The organism is Kitasatospora sp. NPDC001660 (genome assembly GCF_053596725.1).
This window is the reverse complement of sequence record NZ_JBSFGU010000014.1, coordinates 52,965-76,297: the sequence shown is the minus strand read 5'-3', so window position 1 is coordinate 76,297 and position 23,333 is coordinate 52,965. Positions and strand designations below refer to the sequence as shown.

General features: G+C 71.3%; 19 protein-coding genes and 1 tRNA gene. 6 read left to right on the top strand and 14 right to left on the bottom strand.

What is annotated here, in order from left to right; genetic code table 11:
• Window positions 1-22: 22 nt before the first annotated feature.
• Window positions 23-1,201 (bottom strand): DUF2637 domain-containing protein, encoded by a 1,179-nt coding sequence (locus ACWCXH_RS17645; protein WP_449802319.1) that lies wholly within the window; start codon window positions 1,199-1,201, stop codon window positions 23-25.
• Between the two features lie 369 nt (window positions 1,202-1,570).
• Between ACWCXH_RS17645 and ACWCXH_RS17640 the strand changes: the two genes are divergently transcribed.
• On the top strand, window positions 1,571-2,311 hold the full coding sequence (locus ACWCXH_RS17640; RefSeq protein ID WP_449802418.1) for a Tellurium resistance: 741 nt from the start codon (window positions 1,571-1,573) through the stop codon (window positions 2,309-2,311).
• Window positions 2,312-2,368: 57 nt separating this feature from the next.
• Here the strand turns inward: ACWCXH_RS17640 and ACWCXH_RS17635 are convergent, their stop codons facing one another.
• Window positions 2,369-3,559, bottom strand: coding sequence for a TerD family protein (locus ACWCXH_RS17635; protein ID WP_449802318.1), 1,191 nt, complete (start codon window positions 3,557-3,559; stop codon window positions 2,369-2,371).
• 349 nt (window positions 3,560-3,908) lie between these two features.
• Here ACWCXH_RS17635 and ACWCXH_RS17630 point away from each other — a divergent pair, with 349 nt between their 5' ends.
• The 3 genes from ACWCXH_RS17630 to ACWCXH_RS17620 all read left to right on the top strand — a co-directional run bounded on the left by ACWCXH_RS17630 (window position 3,909) and on the right by ACWCXH_RS17620 (window position 8,502).
• Complete coding sequence (locus ACWCXH_RS17630) at window positions 3,909-5,102, top strand: HpcH/HpaI aldolase/citrate lyase family protein (protein WP_449802317.1); 1,194 nt, start codon at window positions 3,909-3,911, stop codon at window positions 5,100-5,102.
• A 104-nt stretch (window positions 5,103-5,206) separates the two neighbouring features.
• Window positions 5,207-7,684 (top strand): phosphoribosyltransferase, encoded by a 2,478-nt coding sequence (locus ACWCXH_RS17625; RefSeq protein ID WP_449802316.1) that lies wholly within the window; start codon window positions 5,207-5,209, stop codon window positions 7,682-7,684.
• A complete protein-coding gene (locus ACWCXH_RS17620; protein ID WP_449802315.1) occupies window positions 7,684-8,502 on the top strand; it encodes an HAD family hydrolase in 819 nt (272 codons plus the stop codon). Before ACWCXH_RS17625 ends, ACWCXH_RS17620 begins: the two co-directional genes overlap by 1 nt.
• Before the next feature lie 11 nt (window positions 8,503-8,513).
• Here the strand turns inward: ACWCXH_RS17620 and ACWCXH_RS17615 are convergent, their stop codons facing one another.
• Both ACWCXH_RS17615 and ACWCXH_RS17610 read right to left on the bottom strand, forming a co-directional pair.
• Entirely contained in the window at window positions 8,514-8,726 is a 213-nt protein-coding gene (locus ACWCXH_RS17615) for an FmdB family zinc ribbon protein (protein ID WP_449802314.1), read from the bottom strand.
• 38 nt (window positions 8,727-8,764) lie between these two features.
• Window positions 8,765-10,159, bottom strand: a complete 1,395-nt coding sequence (locus ACWCXH_RS17610; RefSeq protein ID WP_449802313.1) for a hypothetical protein — start codon at window positions 10,157-10,159, stop codon at window positions 8,765-8,767.
• A gap of 123 nt (window positions 10,160-10,282) precedes the next feature.
• On the opposite strand from ACWCXH_RS17610, the gene ACWCXH_RS17605 reads away from it, so the two are divergent.
• Window positions 10,283-10,354, top strand: a tRNA-Val gene (locus tag ACWCXH_RS17605).
• A gap of 65 nt (window positions 10,355-10,419) precedes the next feature.
• Here ACWCXH_RS17605 and ACWCXH_RS17600 read toward each other — a convergent pair.
• The 6 genes from ACWCXH_RS17600 to ACWCXH_RS17575 all read right to left on the bottom strand — a co-directional run bounded on the left by ACWCXH_RS17600 (window position 10,420) and on the right by ACWCXH_RS17575 (window position 16,741).
• Window positions 10,420-11,673, bottom strand: a complete 1,254-nt coding sequence (locus tag ACWCXH_RS17600; protein WP_449802312.1) for a restriction endonuclease — start codon at window positions 11,671-11,673, stop codon at window positions 10,420-10,422.
• A 160-nt stretch (window positions 11,674-11,833) separates the two neighbouring features.
• Window positions 11,834-12,982: a tyrosine-type recombinase/integrase gene (locus tag ACWCXH_RS17595; protein ID WP_449802311.1), complete on the bottom strand. Its 1,149-nt coding sequence runs from the start codon at window positions 12,980-12,982 to the stop codon at window positions 11,834-11,836.
• On the bottom strand, window positions 12,982-14,538 hold the full coding sequence (locus tag ACWCXH_RS17590) for a replication initiator (protein ID WP_449802310.1): 1,557 nt from the start codon (window positions 14,536-14,538) through the stop codon (window positions 12,982-12,984). The genes ACWCXH_RS17595 and ACWCXH_RS17590 overlap by 1 nt, the downstream gene beginning before the upstream one ends.
• On the bottom strand, window positions 14,535-15,125 hold the full coding sequence (locus ACWCXH_RS17585; protein WP_449802309.1) for an SAM-dependent methyltransferase: 591 nt from the start codon (window positions 15,123-15,125) through the stop codon (window positions 14,535-14,537). The genes ACWCXH_RS17590 and ACWCXH_RS17585 overlap by 4 nt, the downstream gene beginning before the upstream one ends.
• A gap of 182 nt (window positions 15,126-15,307) precedes the next feature.
• On the bottom strand, window positions 15,308-15,745 hold the full coding sequence (locus ACWCXH_RS17580) for a DUF6228 family protein (RefSeq protein WP_449802308.1): 438 nt from the start codon (window positions 15,743-15,745) through the stop codon (window positions 15,308-15,310).
• A gap of 102 nt (window positions 15,746-15,847) precedes the next feature.
• The gene (locus ACWCXH_RS17575; protein ID WP_449802307.1) at window positions 15,848-16,741 is read right to left on the bottom strand and encodes a hypothetical protein; all 894 of its coding nucleotides are present in this window, start codon (window positions 16,739-16,741) and stop codon (window positions 15,848-15,850) included.
• 101 nt (window positions 16,742-16,842) lie between these two features.
• On the opposite strand from ACWCXH_RS17575, the gene ACWCXH_RS17570 reads away from it, so the two are divergent.
• Entirely contained in the window at window positions 16,843-17,256 is a 414-nt protein-coding gene (locus ACWCXH_RS17570; RefSeq protein ID WP_449802306.1) for a hypothetical protein, read from the top strand.
• 51 nt (window positions 17,257-17,307) lie between these two features.
• On the opposite strand, the gene ACWCXH_RS17565 is transcribed toward ACWCXH_RS17570, so the two are convergent.
• The 4 genes from ACWCXH_RS17565 to ACWCXH_RS17550 form a co-directional block, all read right to left on the bottom strand.
• Window positions 17,308-17,805: a hypothetical protein gene (locus tag ACWCXH_RS17565; RefSeq protein ID WP_449802305.1), complete on the bottom strand. Its 498-nt coding sequence runs from the start codon at window positions 17,803-17,805 to the stop codon at window positions 17,308-17,310.
• Between the two features lie 19 nt (window positions 17,806-17,824).
• Window positions 17,825-19,966, bottom strand: a complete 2,142-nt coding sequence (locus tag ACWCXH_RS17560) for a site-specific integrase (protein ID WP_449802304.1) — start codon at window positions 19,964-19,966, stop codon at window positions 17,825-17,827.
• The gene (locus ACWCXH_RS17555; RefSeq protein ID WP_449802303.1) at window positions 19,963-20,661 is read right to left on the bottom strand and encodes a hypothetical protein; all 699 of its coding nucleotides are present in this window, start codon (window positions 20,659-20,661) and stop codon (window positions 19,963-19,965) included. The genes ACWCXH_RS17560 and ACWCXH_RS17555 overlap by 4 nt, the downstream gene beginning before the upstream one ends.
• A 1,056-nt stretch (window positions 20,662-21,717) precedes the next feature.
• Entirely contained in the window at window positions 21,718-23,172 is a 1,455-nt protein-coding gene (locus ACWCXH_RS17550) for a site-specific integrase (RefSeq protein ID WP_449802417.1), read from the bottom strand.
• Window positions 23,173-23,333 lie beyond the last annotated feature (161 nt).

Here is a 23,333-nt window from a genome sequence, read left to right as displayed (position 1 = left end):
TCTCGCATGCGGTGGTCGTCGGTCAGCCGAGCTGCTGCTCGATGGCACGCAGCTTGCGCTCCAGGGAGTCCAGCTTCGGCATCGACAGCGTGTCGTCGTCGGCCGTGAGGTCGATCGCCGAGCTGCGGCGGGCGGAGCCCGCCGTGTCGAAGGCGGACGAGGTGCCGAAGGACGACGAGGTGCCGCTGGAGGACGACGCGTACGTCGTCGGCGACGAGTAGGAGGACGAGCCGACGGCCGCACGTGCGGTGCGGCCGGTGTCCAGGGCGCTGCGGGAGGCGGGCTCGAAGAGGGAGCCCGTCGAGGCGGGGGAGGCGGTGTCCGACCCGGCGGCTAGGGCAGGCTCCGTAGCGGTCGGGCCGTCGCCGGCCGAGGCGAGCGCGGGCAGCTGGCGGTCGGCGCGGGCCCGCGACAGCATGCCGCCCTGGCGCCGGGAGAGGGCCTTCAGCTCGGCCCGCTCGCGGCGGTCGGCGGTGCGGGCGCGCGCCTTCGCGTCCTGCTTCGCCTGGCGCTCCTCGCGCACCTCCTCGACCGCCTCGTCCAGGCTGCGGACGTTCTCCAGCAGCATCAGGGACCACGCCGCGTACGTCTCGCGCGGGGCGCGCAGCCAGCGGACGATGCGGATCTGCGGCAGCGGGCGCGGCACCAGGCCCTGCTCGCGCAGCGCGGCCTTGCGGGTCTGCTTCAGCGCCCGGTCGAACAGGATGGCCGCCGAGATCGACATGCCGGAGAAGAACTGCGGGGCGCCGGCGTGGCCGAGGCCGCGCGGCGCGTGCACCCAGTTGAACCAGGCCGAGGCGATCGCGAACACCCAGACCAGCAGGCGCGAGCCGAGCGCGGCGTCACCGTGGCTGGCCTCGCGGACCGCGAGCACCGAGCAGAACATCGCGGCGCCGTCCAGGCCGAACGGGACGAGGTACTCCCAGCCGTTCGACAGGCCCAGGTTCTCCTTGCCGAAGCCCACCAGGCCGTGGAAGGACAGCGCGGCCGCGACGCCGGCGCAGCAGAACAGCAGCGTGTAGGAGGAGATCCCGTAGATCATCTCCTTGCGGCGGCGCCGCTCCTCGCTGCGCTCCCAGGAGTCACCGGACTCGTCCTTCTTCGCGTTCTTGAATCGCAGCGTCGCCATGAGGACGGCGACGAACAGCAGGGCTGCGCCGCCGACGACGGTCCAGACCAGCTGTATGGAGGTCAGGTTCATTGCGGGTCGGGCCTCGTGTTTCCGCAGGGGACAGGTTTCACGGGGGGCGACACAGGCGGCCAGGTCCCGCCGTACGGGCCGGGCCTGACGGACCGCCCGTTTCGTTCGTCGCCGCACGGTGTGCCCACCGCGCCCGCGCAGGGGGCGGACGGGACACCTGTGCGGAGAGACGATATCGCGTCCGAAGGGGCGGCATGTTACGGGAGGGCGGCTTCCTCCCGTCAATCGGCCCTCCGGTGAAGTTCGGTGAACGGAGGAAGGCCGGATCGGGTAGGGGGAAGGAGGCCGGGGTATCCGTCGGCCGGGCCGATGCCCGATCATGGAGTGGCGTACCGTCAGATCGCCTGGCGGGAGCAGGGGGAGGACTGGATGGTCTCGATCTGGGAGTACCTGCGCGGCGACCGGAGCTACACCTTCGACAACCCGGGCGGCCAGCACAAGGTCACCCTCACCAAGTCGGTCCCGCAGCACGCGATCACCGGCGCCGCGGCCACCACCGGCTACCTCTACGTCAACCTGCACTGGACCATGCGCTCCGGCGCCGGCCGCCCCAGCACCCGGGAGACGCTCAAGCGCTTCTTCAGCCCGCGCATCTTCAGCCCGGTGGAGCCGGCGGCGCAGGCGAACGAACAGGTCAACGTCGACCTCGACCTGGCGTGCATGTACGAACTCACCGACGGCACCCGGGGCGTGGTGCAGCCGCTCGGCAACTTCTTCGGCGACCTGCGGGACCCGCCGTACATCAAGCTCAGCGGCGACGACCAGTACGGGGCGCCGTCGGGCGAGACGATGTACGTGAACCTGGAGAAGAAGGACAAGTTCAAACGGCTGCTCGTCTTCGTCTACATCTACGACGGAACCCCGGCCTTCGAGCAGTCGCACGCGGTGGTGACGATCGTGCCGCAGACCGGGCCGCGGATCGAGATCAAGCTGGAGGAGCGCGCGCGGGCGGCGCGGTCGTGCGCAGTGGTGCTGATCGAGAACGCCGGGGACAACCAGCTGACGGTGCGCCGCGAGGTGCGGTACGTCAACGGGTTCCAGGCGGACATCGACCGGCTGTACGGGTTCGGGATGCAGTGGCAGCGCGGGTACAAGAACCAGGGCGACTGACGGTGTGAACCACGCGGCCTCGGGGCCCGGCGGGGCCGCTGGGGCGGGTGTCGGTGCTCAGCGGGGCTGGAACTGCGGGCCCTGTGGGGGCAGCGCGAACTCCTCGGCCTGGGGCTGGTTCTGGTTCGTCGGCGCGGACTGGGACGTCGGCGCGGTCGGCGGCGGTGGGGGCGGGGCCTGGGACGGGTAGCCGTAGCCGTCGGGGTGCTGCTGGTGCGGGACCGGCTGGGTCGGCTGGGGGTAACCGTAGCCGGTGCCGGGCCGGGGCGGCGGGTAGCCGTAGCCGGGCGCGGGCTGCTGCGGGGCGGTGTGGCCGGGCGGCGGCGGGTAGCCGTACCCCGTGCCGGGCTGCGGGGGCGGCGGGTAGCCGTAACCGGTGCCGGGCTGCGGGGCGGGGTGCGTGGATGGCATCGGCGGGGGTGTGTTCGACGGCGGGGCGGTGGGCGGTGCCGTGGCGGGTGGCGGGGTCATCGTGGGCGGGTTCGCCGGTGGCGGGGGCGCGGCGGGGCCGGCGGCCGGTGCCTTGGTGGGCGGTGGCGGGGTCGCCGGTGCGGCCGCGTTCTGCGGGACGGCCGGGGCCAGCGTGAACGTGTCGGGCTCGACCTGGGAGGCGGGGCGCGACGCCGGCAGCGGGGTGCTGCGCGGGTCGACGGCGTGGGCGGGCGCCGGGGTGGCGGGCTGCTGGGCCGCCGGCTCGGCCTCGTCGTCGACGGTGATGCCGAAGTCGGTCGCCAGGCCGATCAGCCCGGCGGAGTAGCCCTGGCCGACCGCCCGGAACTTCCAGCTGCCGGAGCGCCGGTACAGCTCGCCCACCACCAGCGCGGTGACCGTGTCGGCGTCGGTGATCGCGAACTCGGCGATCGCGGGCCCGTTCTCGCCGGTCGAGGCGTCGAAGAGCAGCACGCGCAGCCCGACCACCGCGCCGAAGGCGCCGCCCTCGGAGGAGCCCGCCAGCACCACCCGGTCGACGTCGGCCGACAGCTTGGCCAGCTCGACCTCGACGGTGTCGGTGATCTCGGCACCGTCCGGGGTCCGCTGCTTGGGCAGGTGGCGCACCAGGCCTGAGGGGTGCCGCGGCTGGTTGTAGAAGACGAAGTCGGCATCCGAACGGACCTTGCCGCCCGCGCCGAGCAGCAGCGCGGACGCGTCCACGTCCGGCGCACCGGGCGTGGCGCTCCAGCGCAGCACGGCGCGGACCGCCGCCGCCGGCAGTGCGATGTTGGCGCCCTTGGCCATCACGTGCGTCATAGCCGACCATCCTGCCTGTTCGCCACCCCTTCGGACAACGTGACCGAGGCCGTCGGGATTGTGCCGGATTTTGCCAACGCTTGCGTTTGACGGCCCGTTCCCCGGCGTGGCCTGGACCGGGTCAAGCGGACGGTAGCCTTCCGGTGGCCCTGCGGTTCGGGGCGGCGGTCGAGCCGTGTTCGGCTGGAAGTCGCCCCTGGCGCGAGGTGCGGGCGGTGCGTGCGCACGGGTGATCGGGAACCACCGTGGTCGGTGGACCGGTTAACCCTCGTGTCGTCCCGCGCCGCCGCGCGTCGCTTCGCACCCCGGAACCGTGCCGGCGGGCGTCGAAACCTCTGAGGAGAGCACCTTGCGCCATTTCGGCCACCTCGCCGACGACGTACGCGGTCGGCTCTTCCTCGAACCGCCCCGGCCGTTCTCCCCGGACGGCGACGCGGCCGTGCTCGCCACCGCCCTCGGAGGCACCCTCTACTGCCCCGCGACGCGGCCCGCGCTGGCCGCCGACATCCGCAAACAGGCTGCTCGGGGCGTGGTTTCGATGGTGCTGTGCCTGGAGGACGCGATCGGCGACCACGAGGTGGACGCGGGAGAGCGCAACCTGGTCGAGCATTTGGGCGACCTGGTCAGGGATTTCACCGACTGCACACAGTCTCATCCCTTGCTCTTCATCAGAGTTCGCGCTGCCTCCCAGATCGTCGACCTCACCCGACGGCTCGGGGCGGCCGTCGGGCTGCTCAGCGGCTTCGTCCTGCCCAAGTTCACCGAGCGCGGCGGCGGCGCGTACCTGGCCGCGCTCGCCGAGGCCGAGCGCGCCTGCGGGCGGCGGCTGTTCGCGATGCCCGTCCTGGAATCGCCCGAGCTCGCCCATCTGGAGACCCGGCGCGCGCAGCTGTTCGGCATCGCCCGGCTGCTGGCCGAGCACCGCGACCGCGTGCTCGCCGTCCGCCTCGGCGTCACCGACCTCTGCTCCGCGTACGGACTGCGGCGCTCGCCCGACCTCACCGCGTACGACGTCGCGCTGGTGGCCGGGGTGATCGGCGACGTCGTCAACGTCCTCGGGCGGGCGGACGGCACCGGGCACACCATCACGGGCCCGGTCTGGGAGTACTTCCCGCTCCAGGAACGGATGTTCCGGCCGCGGCTGCGCCGCACCCCGTTCGCGTCCGGCCCGCGCCGGGTGCCCGGTGCGGGCGAGGGGGTCCGGCGGCGGATCATCGAGCACGACCTCGACGGGCTGATCCGGGAAATCCAACTCGACCGCGCGAACGGGCTGTTGGGCAAGACCTGCATCCACCCCAGCCACGTGCCCGCGGTGCACGCGCTCTCCGTCGTCACGCACGAGGAGTACTGCGACGCCCGGGACGTCCTGCGGCAGGAGCGGGGCGGTGGCGGGGTCCTGCGTTCGGCGTACACCAACAAGATGAACGAGGCCCGGCCGCACCGGGCCTGGGCGGAGCGGGTGCTGCTGCGCGCGGAGGTGTTCGGCGTGGCGCGGGAGGACGTGGGCTTCGCAGAGCTGCTGGTGAGCACCTTGACCGGGTGACCGAGTGACCGAGTGACCGGAGCCGGGAGGGCTGCGCCCTTGCAGGGCCTGGCCTCGCGGAGTTGTGAGAACCGTACCGTCGTACCACTGAAAGCGGGACCGCAGTGACAGCACAGCAGACGTGGACCGGCCGTTGGGTCGCCGACCGGGCGGGGGTCGGCCTCGTCGGATCCGACCGCCTCACCGACCTGGTCGGCCTGGCCCTGCGCGAGAACCGCAAACGCGCCCACCTGCTGGTCTCCACCGTGCTCGGCAAGCACGTGCCGCAGCGCCCGTCGGTCGTCCACGGCGCCGGGCTCGACCTCGGCCGGCGGGTTCGCGAACTGCTCGGCGCCGAGGCGGCCGCGCGCGCCGTCGTCCTCGGCTACGCGGAGACCGCGACGGCACTCGGCCACAGCGTCGCCGACGGCCTCGACGCTCCCTACCTCCACTCCACCAGACGCCCGGTGCCCGGCGTGCGCCCGCTCGGCGGCTTCGCCGAGGAGCACTCGCACGCGACCGCGCACCTGCTGCTCCCGGCCGACCCCCGACTCCTCGCCGGCGACGGCCCGTTGGTGCTCGTCGACGACGAGCTCTCGACCGGACGGACGGTCCTCAACACCATCCGCGAACTGCACGCGCGCCACCCGCGCTCCCACTACGTCCTCGCCGCCCTGGTCGACCTGCGCACCGAGGCCGACCGGCGCCGCCTCGCCGACGCCGCCACCGAACTCGGCGTCCGGCTGGACCTGGTGGCCGCAGCCAGCGGCGCCGTCCGGCTGCCCCCCGACATCCTCGACCGCGCCGACCGGCTGATAGCCGAGGCCGGTCCGGCCCCGGAAGCCCCGACCGGCGGTGCGCCCGCCCCCCTCGTCCGCGTCGACCTCGACTGGCCGGCCGGCCTTCCGGACGGCGGACGGCACGGCTTCACCCCCGAGCACCGCGCCCGGCTCGACGCCGCCCTGCCCGCGCTGGCCGGGCAGGCGGCCGACGCGCTGGGTGGCGAACTCCCCGGACGAGTCCTGGTGTTGGGATTCGAGGAGCTGATGTACGCGCCGCTGCGCCTGGCCGGCGCGCTCGCCGAGCGGCTCGGCGGCGACCGCGTCCGCTACTCCACCACGACCCGCTCGCCCGTCCTGGCCGTCGACGACCCCGGCTACGCCATCCGCACCCGCCTCGCCTTCCCCGCCCACGACGATCCGCAGGACGACGCCTCGCGCGAGCGCTACGCCTACAACGTCGCTCCGGGCGCCGACCCGGCCCGCCGCTTCGACGCCGTCGTGCTGGTCGTCGACGACGTCGCCGACACGGCGGCGCTGGCCGAGGGCGAGCGCGCGCTGCTCACGCAGCTGCGGCAGGTCACCGACCGGGTGGTGCTCGCGGTGCTGCCCTCGCACCGGCCGGTTGCTCCTCCGTCCCCCCCGCTTCCGCGGCCACTGAGGGGTCCGGGGTTCTCGTCCTACCGCCCCGACGAGGTGGCCTGGCTGCTCAAGGACCTCTCCGGCGTCCCGCTCGAAGCCCCCACCGAGGAGCGCGAGGAGGCCGTCCAGCACGGCGGCGCGCACTACGCCGAGTCGCTGCCGGTCGAGTACCGGCCGAGCCCCGAGTACCAGGAGCTGTTCCACCAGGCGCTGCACGTCTGCGCCCGCCGGATGGCCGTCGCCGTCGGCACCGTCGCCGAGACGCTGCTGCGCGAGCGCGGCCGGGGCCTGGTGCTCGCGTCGCTGGCGCGGGCCGGGACGCCCGTCGGCATCCTGGTGCGCCGCTGGCTCGCCTTCGCGCACGGCCTGGACACCCCGCACTACGCCGTCTCGATCGTCCGCGGCCGGGGCCTCGACCCCGTCGCCCTGCGCTACCTGGCGGCCCACCACCACGCCCCCGACGTCGTGTTCGTCGACGGCTGGACCGGCAAGGGCGCGATCACCCGCGAACTCGCAGCCGCCCTGGCCGGCACCCCCTTCGACCCCGACCTCGCCGTCCTCGCCGACCCCGGCCGCTGCGTGCGCACGTACGGTACCCGGGACGACTTCCTGATCCCGTCCGCCTGTCTCAACTCCACGGTGTCCGGCCTGGTTTCGCGCACCGTCCTGCGCGACGACCTGATCGGCCCGGACGACTTCCACGGCGCCAAGCACTACGCCGGGCTGGCCGACGGGGACGTCTCCGCCGCCTTCCTCGACACCGTGGCCGACCACTTCGCAGCTGTTCGGAGCGAGGTTGCGCTTGCTTCCGACCGGCTCGCGACGGATCCCGACCGGACGCCCGACTGGGCCGGCTGGGCCGCCGTCGAGCGGATCGCCGCGGAGTACGGGATCGGCAGCGTGAACCTCGTGAAGCCGGGCGTCGGCGAGACGACGCGCGTGCTGCTGCGCCGCGTCCCCTGGCGGGTGCTCGCCCGGCGCGGCGCCGACGCCGACCTCGACCACGTGCGGCTGCTCGCGGCGCAGCGCGGGGTGCCGGTGGAGGAGGTCGACGACCTGCCGTACACGTGCGTCGGCCTCATCCATCCGAGCTACAGCCGGGGAGCAATCGGGGCTTTGGGCACGGCCGTTGCGGGGTCTGCCGCCGGGTCCGTCGCCGGGTCCGTCGCGGGGGAGTCCTGATGTCCGTGCTGGTGGCCAGCGACCTCGACCGCACCCTGATCTACTCGAACCAGGCCCTCGCCCTGACCGCCCCCGACCGGCTCGCCCCGCGGCTGCTGTCGGTCGAGGTGTACGAGGGCAGGGCGCACTCGTTCGTCACCGAGCGGGCCGCGGCACTGCTCGCCGAACTCGCCCGCGAGGCCTGGCTCGTCCCGGCGACCACCCGCACCGTCGAGCAGTACGGACGGGTCAACCTGCCGGGACCGGCGCCGAGTCGGGTCCCCGCGTACGCGATCTGCGCCAACGGCGGGCAACTGCTCGTCGACGGTGTGCCGGACGGCGACTGGCGGGCGGCGGTCACCGCGCGGGTCGCCGCCTCCTCGGCGCCGCTCGCGGAGGTCGTCGATCACCTGGCGCGCCGCACCGACCCGGGGTGGACGCACCGGCGGCGCGTCGCCGACGAGTCGTTCGCCTACCTCGTCGTCGCGCGGGACCGGCTGCCGGCGGGCTGGCTCGACGAACTGGCCGGCTGGTGCGCCGAACGCGGCTGGACCGTCTCGCTCCAGGGCCGCAAGGTGTACGCCGTCCCGGCCGGGCTGACGAAGAGCGCCGCCCTGGCGGAGGTGGTCCGGCGCACCGGCGCGTCCACCGTCCTCGCCGCCGGGGACTCCCTGCTGGACGCCGACCTGCTGCTCGCCGCCGACGAGGCCTGGCGGCCCGGGCACGGAGAGCTCGCCGACCGCGGCTGGACGGCCCCCGGCGTCACCGCCCTGGAGGAGGTGGGGGTGGCGGCGGGGGAGGAGATCGTCCGTCGGTTCCTGGCGGGGGCGCGGCGGTAGCGGCCGTGCGGTCAGCCGCAGCAGCCACCGCCGCAGCAGCCGCCCCCGCCCGTGGGGGCGGACCGCGGCGCGCTGCTGCCGCCGGTGACGGCGACGGTGGACAGCAGCTTCACGGTGTCCTCGTGGCCCTGCGGGCAGACGGCGGGGTCGTTGGCCTGCGCCATCGTGCGGCGCAGTTCGAACGTGGCGCCGCAGGAGCGGCAGCGGAAGTCGTAGCGTGGCATACCGGCAGGGTACCGAGAGCGTCGGCCCGCGGTGCGCTCTACTGGCGGGAGCCGAGATCGCCGCGGATCAGCCCGATCACCCGGGCCGCCGTCTCCCGCACCGCCGCCAGCTCCGTCAGGAAGAGCCAGTAGTCCGGGTGCCGGCCCCCCGCCTCCAGCGTGGCGAGCGCCCGGTCGATCCGCGAGACCGCCTCGTCCAGCGGCGCGGCGTGCCGCGGGTCCGGCGCCTGGCGGCCGGCCATCGCGAGCCGCTGCGCGTCCCGGACGGCGAAGCGGGCCCGCTCGACCTCCCGGCTCGGGTCGTGCTGCACCTCGTTGAGCTGCCGCAGCCGGTCGTTCACCGCGGCGACCGAGCCGTCCGCGGTGTCCAGCAGCGCGCGCACCGAGCCGATCGCTCCGGTCGCGTCCGCCCAGCGCTGCTCGTCGCGGGCCCGCGCCGCCTCGGCCAGCTTCCGCTCCGCGGCGCGGCCCGCCTCCGCGACCTGCTCCGGCACCCGCTGGAGGTCCTGCCAGCAGGCCGTGCTGAACCGGCGGCGCAGCTCACTCAGCGCGGGCTCGACCGTCGCGGCCCTCGTCTCCAGCGCCTGGACGCGGGTCCGCAGGCTGGACAGCCGGCGGTCGACCTCCCGGGCGCGCTCGGGCAGCTGCGCGGCGTCGGCCGCGATCGCCTCCGCCTGCTGCGCGACCGCGTCCGCCCGTTGCAGCGTCGCCGCGACCCCGTGCCGGGCCGCGCCCTCGTTCAGCCGTCCCAGCTCCGGCGCCAGCTCGGCCAGCCGGGCCGCCACGTCGTCCGCCCGCAGGCCGGCGCCGCGCGCCGCGTCCAGTGCGTTGCTCGCCGCCAGCAGGGCGCGCTTCGCCTGCTCGACCGCCGGGGCGACGCGCATCAGCTGCTGCTCGGCGTGCTGGAGCACGGGCTGGAGGCGCTGCAGGAAGTCGTTCAGCTCGGCCCGCGCGGAGCCGAGCTGGCCCCGGACGTCCTCCAGGACGCGCCGCGCCCGGGCCGCCGCCCCGGCGTCCAGCGCCTCGTCGTCGAGGTCGCACGCGTCCAGCGCGGCGAGGTAGTTCACGGTGACCTGGTTCACCCGGCCGGAGATCGCGTCGAAGTCCGCCTGGGTGCGCTGCGAGGTCGCGGCGTTCCCGGCCGCCCGGACGGTCTCCACCGCCAGCTGCACCTCGCGCTGCGTCGAGTCCAGGTCGTAGAAGGCCTCCTGCGCCGCGTCCCGCGCCGCCCTGGCGTCCGCCCGCACGCCGTCCCCGCCGCGCCGGCCCCACCAGCCGCCGCTGCCGGCCGAGGCCAGCCCGACCGCCCCCAGCGCACCGGCGAGCACCACCGGCAGCACCAGCGCCTCGGCCAGCGCACTCCCCGCCCGACGCCGCCCCACCTCCACTGCGCGCTCCCTGCTCCCTGCTCCGACCGCTGATCCGCCCGCCATTCTCCCCGATCACCCCACCCCACCGTCACCCCCACCCGTCCCACTCCCCGAGCACCCGTACCACAGCACCCCCGACGACCAGGTACCCTAGGCAGTCGTCGTGCCCCCAACGGGCTGCGACGAGGGCGCGTAGCTCAGTGGTAGAGCGCTGCTCTTACAAAGCAGATGTCGGCGGTTCGAAACCGTCCGCGCCCACAGATGAGAAGGGCCAGTTCGGAGGAGCGATCCTCACGAACTGGCCCTCGGTCGTTCCCGGGGTCCTACTCGTCCCGTGCCACCCGCGTGCCAGATACCGGCGCAGGGAAGCGCTGAGCCAGCCAGGACTCGACAGCCGCCTTGGACGTGTAGCCGTGCTGCCGAAGCAGGTCGACGATGTCACGGCCACAGATCAGAACCACCGGGTGCTGATCGTCACGGATCTCCTCCTGCATCTGCCGGTTGAAGAACGACGTCGTGACGAGGACCCCGAAGTTCCGGTGCCGGAGCCGGGAGATCAACCGACTCCCCTCCTTGACCCCGACCGACTGATCCGGCGACTTGCACTTGGCTTCAAGCGCGAAGTCGATCGCGATCCGGTCCGCGGGAGGGCCCAGGTGGTACTGGCCGACCGCATCCCGGCCCCCGTCGCGGCTCCGGCGGGTCACCTCGACCTGCCCGGTCGCCGGCGCGAGCAGGCGCCACAGCTCCACAGCGCACGGCTCGAAGTCGTGTTCCCTGCCGCGGAAGTGTTCCCGGACGGCAGCCAAGATCTCCTGGGACTCCAGGTCGGACGGCAACTGCTCTGCCTGGCTGCGGATGACGGTTGTGGCGGGAGCTGCGAGTGCCCTGTAGGAACGGGTCTCGACCCATGTACGCCAGGCCTCTGGGCAGCCGCCTTCCAGGGCGTCACCGCCGTCCAGCAGGTGCTCAATCCAGGTGCGCGGGATCACAGCCTGGTCTAGCACAGTGAAACGCGCCCGGTAGTTCTGGAACCGTCGGCCGTTGGTGGTGCGCCAGATTGCGGCCAGCTCATCGTCCGAGGTCAGGGCAGGGCCACCGGGTGCGAGCAGGCCGCGGAACCGGACGCCGCGGCCGGTAGGGCCAGCCTTCTCGAAGAGCAGGAACGGAGGTATCCGGCGGCGGGCGTCAGGCCCCTCGTGCGAGGCAGCGAAGACATCGCGCAGCAGGAGGTTCCCGCGGCGGGGAGTCTTGTGCATCTCGTGGCCGGGGGTCCGGTTGTCGCCGAAGTAGGTGAAGCCGCCGGTCTGCGGGTCAAGAGCGTCCGGCCAGTCGGGCTGTCGCCCGGTCGTGTAGAGGACCGCGAGGCGTACGGACTGTTCCTGCGGCGACCCGGCGGGCCTGAAGCCGCCTTGGTTGCCGACCCCCGGGACGAGCCTGTTGATCGGGTCATCTGAGCTGTTGCCCCTCGTGCCGCCGGGGTAGAACGCATCAAGATGGAGGTCGACCCCGGACAGGTCCGCGAAGGCAGCGGCAGGTTGCTCGGTCCGGGGCGAGGGTATGGCGGAGGCGGGCACGTGATCAGGCTCCGTTCTGCTGAGCTTGCAGTACGTATGTGCGAATCGGAGTCTCTCGCGAGCGTGATCACACGAGGCCGCCGGGGTCGTCACCGGTCCTGGCAAGCAGCAGCGCAGCCGGTCCGGAGAAGCGACGGACCGGCTGCATGAGCTGTTGAAGCTATTGATCAGGATTCGTGGCCGTGTTGTCGCGTTGGAGTGCCTGGCGGACGGCTTCGCCCATCCGGTCGGCGATGGCGCGGTCCCGGTCGCTGGTCATGTGCTGGTAGATCAGCGCGGCCCGGGTGCTGCTGTGGCCCATCCTGGTCATGAGCTCCCGGGTACTGGCGCCGTTCTGCGAGGCGAGGGTGTTCCCGGTGTGGCGGAGGTCGTGGAAGTGGGCATCCTCGTTCACTCCAGCGGCAGTACGGGCCTTGATCCAGTCGTCGCGGAAGTTGCTCCGGCGGAGCTTGCCGCCGCGGGGGCCGATGAACAGGTGCCCGTCCGGGCCGGGGCCGGCGTACCGGTCGAGGTGGTGTTCCAGGTCGCTCACAATCTCGGCGGGGAAGGCGACGGGACGGAAGCCCGCGCGGCTCTTGGGGGCCTTGTCGTAGAGACGCCCGCTGTTGAGCTCCGCCTGATTGCGCTGCACCCGGACGAGCCGGTTCGTCAGGTCGACGTCCCGCCGACGGAGTGCGGCCAGCTCGCCGAACCGCAGTGTGGTGAATGCGGTCAGCAGCACCAGGGCCCGCCAGCGCGGACCGATCGCGTCGGCGACGGCGAACACCTCGGTCACCGTGAGCACGGGCCGCTCCGGTACATCGTAGGTGTCGGCTCCCTTGATCCGGCACGGGTTGCGCTGGATCAGTTCGTCGTCCACGGCGGTGTTCATGATGGCCCGCAGCAGTTGGTACGCCTTGACGACGGAGGGCTCGCCGGCACCGTTGTTGAGGAGGTTTGACCGCCAGGTTCGGACGCGCGCCGGGGTGATCTCGGAGATCATCCGGTGCCCCAACCCGGGCTGGATGTACTGACGGAGCGTGATGGCGTACCGCTCGCGAGTGCTCTCCTCCAACTTGCGGTCCCGCAGCCAGGCGACGGCGAAGTCGGACAGCTTGACCTTCCCGGCGTCCGGATCGGCCCACTTGTCGCGCTTGATGTCGGCCTCGATCAGCGTGAGCGCGATGTCGGCGTCCGTCTTGGTGGGGTAAGTCTTCTCACCGGGCCGCATCAGGCCGGTGGCCGGGTCGGGGTAACGGATCTGCCACCGACCGGAGGGGAGTTGGCGGACCGAGCCGAAGCGGCGGCGGTTGCTCCTGGAGTTGGCCATCATGCCACCTTCCGGATCGGGCGACGGCGGGCGGTCACCGGCTGTACGGTCAGTTCGGCGATGAACGCGTCGACGGCCGAGGCCGGGATGCGCACGTGGTGGCCGACCTTGACGTAGGCGATGCGGCGCTCAGCGATGAGCCGACGGGGGAAGCGCTCCCCGCTGGTCTTCCAGGTGCCGAGCAGCTCGGCTACCTCTGCGGCGGTCAACAGGCGTTCAGCCATGGGTCGGTTTTCCTTCTGTGCCAGTGCAGGTTGTAGTGCTTGGGTGAGCCAGGCTTCGCCGCGGGTGAGACCGAGGCCGGCGAAGACCCAGTGGGCGACGACGAGCGTCGATTCCTCGGCGGCCTGGGCGTCGGGGCCGTGAAGGCGTTCGAGCGTCTGGGCGCGGCGCCAGGCGGTACGGGCATCGCGGAGCGCGCCGAGGGTGGTCGAGTACTTGCGCGTCTTGGTGGAGAAGTGGCCCCGGAAGCCGAGCATGTGGGCCCAGGCGCGAAGACGAAGTTCGGCCAGTTCGGGGCGGGCACCGAGCTTCCAGCAGGTGCGGATGAGCTGGCGGGCGTGCTCGGGGATGTCGTCTTGGGCGATCTCGGCGAGCAATCGGACGGGGCGGTCCAGGGTGCCGGTGGCCGCTTCGGCGCCCTTGGTCGCGTACTTGGCGATGTAAGCGGCGACGGCCCGTTCGGTGATCTGAACGGTGCCCGTGAAGTCGGCGCTGCGGATCGTCCGGATGTCGAGCTGCCGCCCGAAGGCGAAGCGGTGCTGTCGGCCGTCGACCAGTGGACCAGAGATGTCGGCCCGGTGGGCGGCGGCACGGATGGCATCGGTGAGCAGGTCGGCGGTTGCCCAGGCTGGCGGGGGCGTGTTGCCACCCTCGGGGCCGTCGAGGCGGACGACGGCGTGGAAGTGGATCGCGCCGCGCTTCTGGTACTCGGCGACCTTGCCGAACGAGACCCGGGCGATGTCCTTGAAGGCGCGTTGCGACAGCCCGGCCCGCTTGGCGATCTCTCGGCGCAGGTGGATCGTGAACCGGGCCCAGATCTTGCCCGCGTGGGCGTTCCACAGGACGGCGCCCTCGTAGTCGTACGTCTCGGGGGCGAGCGGCGAGCCAAGTATTGGGTCATCGACCGGGTGGGCGGTGCCGCAGCGGCAGGTGCCGGAGCCGGGCTGGTTGTGGACAGGGCCGAAGCTGGGCGCGGTGAAGGTGGCGAACACCCGGGGGTGCGCGGCCACGGTCTCCGGGGTGCCCTTGCCGCCGACGAGTCCGGCGGTGATCAGGTGGTAGGTGTCCCGGCGATACGTTTCGGCGCAGGAGGGGCAGCGGGTGACGCGGCGGTTGCCGCAGCGCAGCAGCAGGTTTCCGGCGGGCAGATCGGCGGACTCCAGGTGGTGGAGGACCTGTCCGGTGGCTTCGTTGATCTCGGTGCGCCAGCCGTCGAGGCGGACGGGCGAGGTGCAGCCGGCGAGGCCGGAGAGCTGCCGCATGAGAGCGGGCATGGTGCCGAGCTGGGCGAGGCCGAGGAGATCGGCGACTGGGGTAGGCGTGGTGGCAGTCATGCGACCACCGCCGTACGGGTGGCTCCGAGGTAGGCGTCACTGATGCAGGCCGTGTACGCCGGAGGGACGGCTTCGCGCAGACCGTCGCGGGTGGCCCAGGGCATGCCCATCACGTCGCGGGCGAGGGGGACGTTCGAGAAGTTGCCGACGATGTGCATGAACTCGCCGTCACGCACCGGGCGGCCCATCTTCGCGTTGGGGGCAAGGTGGCGCGGGTGGTGCAAGCGCGGGACCGGGAACGAGGTCTCGAAGAGCCGGTGGCGGTAGGTGCGAAGGCCGAACATGGTCCCGCACAGCTCGACCGGGGCCAGGAGCGGGGCGCCGGGGACGTTCTCGATGACGTACGGGCGGCCGATTGCGGCGAGCAGCTCGCGAAGCGGCTCCACCAGGTCGGGGTGGTCGTTGCCCCGGATCTTCTGGGCGTTGGTGTAACGCTGGCAGGGCGGGGAGGCGTGGATCAGGTCGAACTCGGTGCCGCGGTCGGCGAGGTACGCGAGGGCGTCGGCCTGGTGGAAGGCGAAGGGGTAGCGGGGCTGCGGAGCGCTGTCGATGCCGGTGACGTCGAAACCGGCGAGGGAGTAACCCATGCCGGCGCCTCCCGGACCGTTGTGTCGGCAGACGGTGTGTCCCGCGCAGGTCGTGTCGCTCTACGAAAGGCCGGACGGTGTCCGGTGTGTCGCCTCTCGGCGCATCAACGTGTTCCTTTGCGGAGCCTGGCATGTGACTGACGTCACGTCATGCGGTGCCCGGGTCACGATTATCTCTCGGCCTATCCCTGCCCGAGGAATGCCCGCAGATCGGCAGCGAGCGCCGTCATCTCCTCGCCGCCCTCGACCACGGTCGACACGGTGCACTCCCAGCCGTTGTTGAAGACATCAGCCCGGAGCGTCCAGCTCACGCGCACGTGACCACCACGGTTGAAGGTGGCAGCGACAACAAGGTGATTGTTTGTCCAGACCCTCTCGCCGTCCCAGCCGCGGAAGTCCTGCGCGAGGCCGTCGAAGAAGTCGTCCAGCCTGTCCCAGACCGTCACCCCGACGGTCTCGACGCGGGCCTGCACACCGGCATCCGCGGCCTCGACTCCGAAGACAACGTGGTACTCGTCTTCCCTCGCCCAGTCGAACATTCGCACCCGCGCATCCGGCGAACCCGCTGCTCCGCGAACGTCAAGCTCGACCCGGCCAGAACCCACCTCGATCAGACTCACGCCCGAAGGATACGCATGCAGCGGCAGTACGTCGGGGTGTTGACGAGAGGCCGTGATCCGCAGTCTCAGCGGAGGTCGGAGATCGTTTCCCGTAGGGGCGGATCAGCGGAGATCTGCAGGCAGGTGATTGCGGATCGTTCGATGGAAGGCTGCGAGCCGGTCCTGCTCGGTGTCGAGGTTGCTCAGAGTCTCGTAGGCGTGTGCCCGGGCGATGTTCGACGGGTGGGTGGTGAGCTCCCGGTAGAGGATCCAGATCCCTCCGCGGATCAGTGCCTCGCATGCCTCCTGCTGGGCGGTGTCGCCGGCGCTGAAGTACAGGAGAAGCTCCAGCAAGGCCATGCGGGCGACAGGCGTGGTGATGGTCGGGTCGGCCAGGGCGGCGAGGACGACCGCGGTGGCGGCGGGAGCGGGATCCATCAGGTTGGACTGGATCATGACGTGGTTGTCGAGGTCAGCGAGGGTGGCTTCGCCTTGTGTGCGAGCCGTGATCAGTCGCAGCAGTGCGGTAGGAAGATGGGTCGCCGAGTGCCCGCAGCCGCAGTGGATGGCGTTCCAGTCGTGCCGGTCGATCTCGATGCGGACCGCCTGCATGCCCGGGTGTTCGGCTGCAGGTGATCCACCTGCTACGGGCCTGGCGGCAGAGTGGTCCTGCTCGGCGCGGAAGGCGTCCAGCAGCCGGAAGAACTCCGCGACCGGCGTTGATGTTTTTGGCGTTTCACGTTCGATCTCTGCGGCCCAGCCGAGTGCACTGTGTCGGCCGAGGTGCTGCCAGAGCCACGCCTTGAACGAGTCCTCTGGCCAGAAGTCGAACGGTTCATCGACCGAGTGAACGCCGAGCGCGACCCGGTAACCGATCAGCATCGCTTCCAGGTGCCGAAGTGAACCGCCAGGCAGCCACATGCCGGGGCGGAGACGCACCTGCTCTAGGAAGTCGTACACATCGGCGCATTCCGCCCAGTGCTTAGCATTGTTGCGGGCCCTGTCTCCGGTCGGCATGGCCTGAGCCTACGGTGCTCACGAGCGAGCCGATCCCGGAGTAGTCGTTCTCCGCCTGGGGCGGGAGCGTCCGCCTGGTGCCGTTCGGGATGATGGGGGGTGTGTCCCTTCGCTATTTCAATCAGACTGGCTGGATCGCGATCTTCAACGGCACCGAGACCGAGATTGGTCGCATGGTGCGCGTAGAGGGCTGGGAGCCGACCACCGGGACAGCTCTCGTGGTTGACCGCAAGCGAGGTGCCCTGCGCCCGGTCACGGACTACGAGGACTTCTCTCACCTGGAGCCGGCCGACCAGGTCGTTGCGGCGGTGCCCGGCGGAGGATGGCGGGCTCACTGGACGGATCAGGGCCCCGGCGGGACGCCGCTGACCGAGCAGGTCCTCGCATGGCTCATCACGTCGAACGGGCGGGCGACCGCTATCACGGTCGACGCTTATGGCCATGTCGAGGACGCCGACAGCGCCGACACCTTCATCCCACCGGGCGAGGAACTGGAGCCGTCGGTGGAAGCCTGATCGGGCTGTGGACGATCTCGCTCCTGACAGTCGACAGGGCGATTTCCCTTCTCAGTTGCATGAACCGAACGGTGCTGTGCTGCTGGGCACTGCCGGGAGTCGGCGGAGGTTGGTGACCTTCGCCGACTGCTGTCGCAGGCGCTGGATTTCGTCGTGCTGCGCGGCCAGCCGGGCGATGGCCAGTTCCTTGAAGGCGGTCAGCTGGGCGAGGGTCTCGTCACGTCTGGCGAGGCGCTCTTTCAGCTCGGCGACCTGGGTCTTGAGCCGTTCGATCTGAGCGGCCCGCGGATCGGTGACGTGTCCGGCAGCTTGCAGAGCTCGCAGACGCCGCTCGAACTCTTCGGCAAGGTGCTGGTAGGGGCCGGGACGCTTCGTGCCGTCGCGGTTCTGCTTCGCGTAGAACGCGGTGCGGGTCACGCCGGCTTGGGCGGCCAACGTCTTCAGGTCACATCCGCCGCCGGGCGGGATGTCGCCGCTCAGCAGCCGGTCCATGGCCGCCCGGATGGCGTCTTCGTTGCGGGCGCGGGTCTGCGCGCTGATGCGTGCCATGTAGTGGTCGGTTTTCCTTTCACATACTGGCGTCGATGGCGGCCAGTACCTTCATGTCCCGGTCCAGAGCGGCCTGGAGGCGGGTCCTTTCGGTCTTGTGGATGCGGCTGATCGAGCCGATGAACGCTTGCTTGGCCTGGACGCTCTCGGCCCAGACGGGGCGGTGGCAGGGGTGGTGGGTTGCCTGCGGACAGCGTGCCGAGTCGCACATTCCGATCAGCGGTTTCGTCGCGTCCGGGGTGCCGGCGAGCTTGAGGCACAGGGCTTTGGAGGGGTCGGTGAACCAGCAGTAGTTCGCCACGCCGAGGTGCAGGACTCCGGCGCGTTCGGCCAGGAGCGCGCGGACTTCCTGCTCGCTGCCCAGGACGTTGGGATCCTGCGCGGCCGTGCGGGCGAGCTTCCCATCGACGCTGGCGAAGAAGGAGAGCAGGTCCCGGGCTCCAGGGCCCGAGGGCAGTCTCCCTTCCTGGTAGTGCCGGTACTCGGTGAGGAGGAGGTCTCTGTTGCGCTCGGTCTCCTCGGCGTTGACTTCCGCGAGGAACTTGGCCTGGGCTCCTCCCGGGCGGTTTGCGTAGCCCTCCGTTGTCACCACGGACAGGTGCTTGAGCTGCACCTTTGCTGCGAGCAGTCCTCCAGGGCGGTAAGCGATCTCCAACGCGAGCGTCCTGCGGAGCATCCTCGCGTTTACTGGTCCGGCCGGGATCGGGTCCAGGCCCAACGCCTGGCCGGCCGCGCTGTTGACCCACTGGCGGAAGGTGGTGAAGCGCGTCCGTCCGAGGGGTGAGCTGAGCAGCGGGTCACCGGTCACGGTCTCCGGACCCAGCAGCGCCTCGGCGACGCTGGCGGCCTGGTAGGCCTCCCAGACGACCACCCACTCGTCGGGGACGCCGCCGAGCGGCTTGCCCTTGACGACGCGGCTGGCGAGCTTGTAGCGATTCAGCCCCGGGCCCACCTCGATGGGCGGTATCCGGCAGCCGACGTGCATTTCCAGCAGCTCGCTCTGGCGCATCCCGGACAGGGCCAGGACCACCAGGTGCGAGGCGGTCTTCACCACGCCCGTGAGCGTGCGCAGTTCACGCTCGAACAAGGAGGTCGACCAGGGAACCTGCCCTTGACCGTCGGCTCGCTCCACGAGATCGGCAGCGCGGCAGAACGGCTTCTCCAGTCCCACGATCGCGAGCGCTCGCTCCAGTTGATCGCGCACCTGCTCAAGGGCAGCGGCAGGAAGTTCTCCCCGTCCGGCCTCGGCGGCGAGCGCGTAGACGTTCACCTTTGCCAGCGGGTCGTCCTTGGCCATCCACTCCCGAGGCTTCCCGGTCCCGGGGAGGCGGTCGAAGGGCTGCCGATCCTCGACGTGGCGCCGGATGATCTCCCTGAGCGCGTCCAGGTCCACGGCGCTTCTCGGCAGGCTCGCCCGCCGCGCGTCCCCCTCGCGCTTGGCCGCCAGCTCCCGCAGCAGCAGGGGCGCGATCGTCTGGACCAGATAGAGGGCGGCGGCCAGCATCGGCTGGAAAATCGTGTCGGGGACCGGCTGGGTCTTGTTCTCCGTCGTGCCGCCGGACACTTCACGGGCGGTCGCGGCGAACGGCCGCAGGCCGGGGTCGTAGCGGTCCATGGTGAACAGCTCGCCGTAGCGCGCCAGCCCAATGATCACCAGCTCGACCATCCGGCGCACGCTCGGGCGATCGCGGGTCTTCGTGCCGTTGGGCCGGTGGGTGGCCCGGTACTGGGCGAAGGACACGCAGTGGTGTTCGGTCACCTCGCCGAGTTCGTCAATGCCCTGGGCCGTGAGCCAGTTCAACCAGCGCACCAGCTCCAGCAGTTCTGCGTAGAGACCGCTGATGGCCCGCACCGTGCGGTTGGCGTGCGGGAGCGTGCGCACGGCGTCGTGGCCGGGCGCCATCTGCGCGGCGACGTACTCCTTGGCCACCGTCTTCCACCGCGGGTTGGCGATGGCGGAGAAGTCCAGCCGCCGCGCGCACCGTGACACGTAGGCGGGGATGCCGATGACGTGGGTGAAGTCCCACAGGTCGTCCTCGAACACCGGCCCGCGCGCCCCGAGGGGGACGACGAATCCGGCCAGGCCGCACACATCCGCGCCGGCGAACGGCGACGGGGCAGGTGGCGCGGCGTGGGGATGCGCAAGCGGGAAGGCGGTCACAGTGTGGCCTCCTCGGGCAGGAGCGGGAGCTCGGCGTCGGTGTCGGCGACCTGCCCGGCGAGCTGGGTCAGGTGCGCGGGGTCGTACTTGTCCAGCACCTCCTCGATGCGCTGGGCGTAGTGGCCAAAGACGGCCATGAACTGTGCGGCGGGCATCAGCTGCCACTGCCGGGCGAAGAACGCCTTCATCCGCAGCAGGTTCGCCGCGTGGCGCGGCGCGAACAGGGCCAGCGGACACAGCAGGCACACCCACGGGCGGGCCGGACACGGCTTGCCCTTCGGACCGTGCAGCCCGGCGGTCGGATCGGCGCACGCGGCCACGAACACATCGCGCTCGCCGCCCACCAGCTCGGCGATCGCAGCGTCGTCGAGTTCCAACTCGCTGACCAATTGCGGAAACTGGTCCGCGATCTCGGCGATCTGCTGATCGGTCAGCACCATCGGGGGCCGGGCCCGGCGCAACAGATCGCCTTGGGCCTGCTCGACGATGTCCTCCAGCGCGGCGCGCTGGGCCTTGGTCGTCGCGCTCAGGTAGCGGTCGCCCTCGATGGCTGGGGAGTGGTTGGGGTCGATGGTCGAGCGGCGGCTGCCGAACCAGGTGGCCCGGTCGCGGTGGGACTCGAAGGTCGTGCGGATCCGGTGCCGGTGCAGCTGGACCGGCTGCCCGTTCGCGTCCACGACACCCTGGTCGCGCATCCACTCGGTGACGGTGGTCTTGTAGGGGCGCCCGGATCGCCACGGTCCCCATCCCTCGCCGGCGGGGGGCTGCCTGCTGTAGGCCAGCCACAGCCACAGGCTGTTGCGCAGCTCGGGCGGGCAGTGCTCCCGCGATCGCCGAGTGCTCCAGCCAACGCTCCAGCAGGCGCACCGCCTTCGCCGAGAGGGTCAGGCTCTCTTCGGACGTGCGGCCCTTGATGTAGCGGACCAGCACGGCACCCTCGCCCGCCCAGTCCAGGCCGTCGAGGCCGAGGTCGGCGATGCCGTCGGGCACGATCCCGGTGTAGATGCCGAAGAGCACCTGGTAGGCGATCGCCAGCCGCGCTGTCGGGAAGAGCGCTTCGCGCGCTGCCGCGACGTAGTGGCAGCGGTCCCGCCCGATCCGATGGCGCATCTGCTCGTAGGACAGACCGACGAGCTCGCCCAGTTCACGGGTGTTCGCGGATCCGCACCGGACCATGTGCCAGTGGACGTTCTCCTCGGTCCAGCCATGGTCGAACGGGTCACGGCCTGCCTCCGCGACGGAACGCGCCCGCCGGTAGGACGCCCAAGCTGCCTTGATCGCCTGGCGGCTCGCACTGGTCAGAGACTCCCAGGCCACCTCGTCGTAGGGCTGCAGCGGTTCGGATAGTGGGTACCGGTTGAAGTGGCGCCCGCCCACCAGCTGGCGGACATCCGGGGCCAGGACGGAGCACTCGGCGTCCAGCGCTTGGAGCAGTCGGCGGCTTTCCGATTCCCTGCGGTTGTCCGCCTCCCACCACAGCGCGGCCAGTCCCGCCCGGGTGAGCCCCTCCACGCCGCCGGCGTGGCCGCGCTGGGCGAGGGCCTCGACGAACCAGTCGATCGTCCCCTTGTACTTCTCCACCGTGCGACGCGAATCGCCCGGTCCGTGGGGATGCATGAGGTGGACCAGGCCCGTCAGCAGCTGGCGGATCAGCACGGGGTTCGCGGAGTCGTCGACACGCACGGTCGCCGTCGTGCCGCGCGTGAACGCGCAGACCAGCCGCAGCGGGTTCTCGGCTATGTCCGCCGGCATCAGATGTCCTCCTCGTCGAAGTCGTCGAACTCGGTGTCGGCCTCACGCTCGGCGTCGGCGAGCAGGCCCTGGTCGTGGCCGGCCCTCGCGTAGGCGTCGCGGTAGATCCGGGTGGTGTCCAGGCGCGAAAGGTAAACCTCCGTGGTCAAGGTGCTGCTATGGCCGAGTAGGTCACGAAGGATCATGATCGGGTCGCTCTTGCGCAGGTAGAGACCCAGGGCCGCATTCGCATCGGTGTCCTTCACCAGCCTCGCGGCCTGGGCGTAGTAGCCGCCGACCAGGAGTTCGAGAGTCCCGATCGCGAACGTGTGCCGGCATCGGTGCGGGCTGGTGTGCGGAAAGCGGGAGTCGAACCGGTCCCTGATCCGCTCGGAGGTCCGCTTGAACACGGTGGGCCAGTCGCGGAACGGGCTTCCGTCGCTCTGCACGGCCAACAGCAGCGAGCCGCCCTCAGCCGTCACCAGGCACCGACGCTCTCGCGGCGTCAGCTCCGCCCACAGCACGCGCTCGCCGTTGACCCGGCCACCCAGCGCGTCGACCTCGGTCGCCACCAACGGCTGCCCCCAGTGGGACGGAGGCATCCACGAGGACCGCTCGACGGCCAGGGCCCGCTGCAGCCGCAGGTACTGGTGGAGCCTGGCGAGCGGACCGTACGTCGTCCACGTGGTCCGGAACTTCCTGCCCTTGGTGACGCCGGCCGGAACCGGCAGCCAGATCGGCAACGCGGTCGGGCGGGGCGGCAGGGGCGGCACCTCGCACTCCAGGAGATACGTGAACTCCTGCCGGCGCAGCCCGCTGGACAACACGAAGCCCCCGACCGCCGCATTGCGGGCCGTGGTCCGGCCCCGGTACAGGCAGTCCTCGCTCCCGTCCGGACGCAGACCGCCGAGCCCCTTCAGGAACAAGTCCTCGAAGTCCTTCTCGAAGTACTTGATCGTCACGTGCGGCTTCGGCATCCGACGCCTGGCCAGGTTCACCGTCTGCTCGCGTACCTGGTCGCCGTACGCGGTGAGAGCCTGCCGGTACGTGAACGGCACCGCGGACGTGTACTGCTCGGCCTCGGCCCAGCTGTACAGCTGCGACAGAACGCTCACGTGCTGGTTCCAGGTCGAGGCGGCGAACCGCGCCTTCACTGGCCCGTGGGATCGGTAGACGGCGTACGCGCTGAGCCCGCGACGCAACTCCGCTCGGGAGTCGAAGAGTTGGATTCCGCGGTCGGCTAGGAAATCCGTCCAGTCCCGAGCGATACGCGCGTAAGCCTCCCAGGAATCCGGCGACTTGCAACCGTTCCCCGGAAGCTCCTGCAGCCAGCGGTTGAGCACCGTGGTGATCCGCGGGCCGGCCCCATCTTCGAAGAGGAGATCGTCATCGACGAGCACCGGCATCCGGTCCGGGATGACCGGCGCACTCGCCAGACCCCACGACTCCCAGCCGGCGGATGAGAAGAACGTCATCAGCACGCCCGGGACGGTATCTATGCGACACGTCTCACCGCAAAGCACAAACGCGCAGCTCGCAGGCGCACAGGCGTCGAAAGAGACGCGGTAATTCTGCCCACAGAATGGCAGCAGAAGAGGTCGAGGACGCGCAGGCCGTTGGCGGGGCGGGCGGCGAG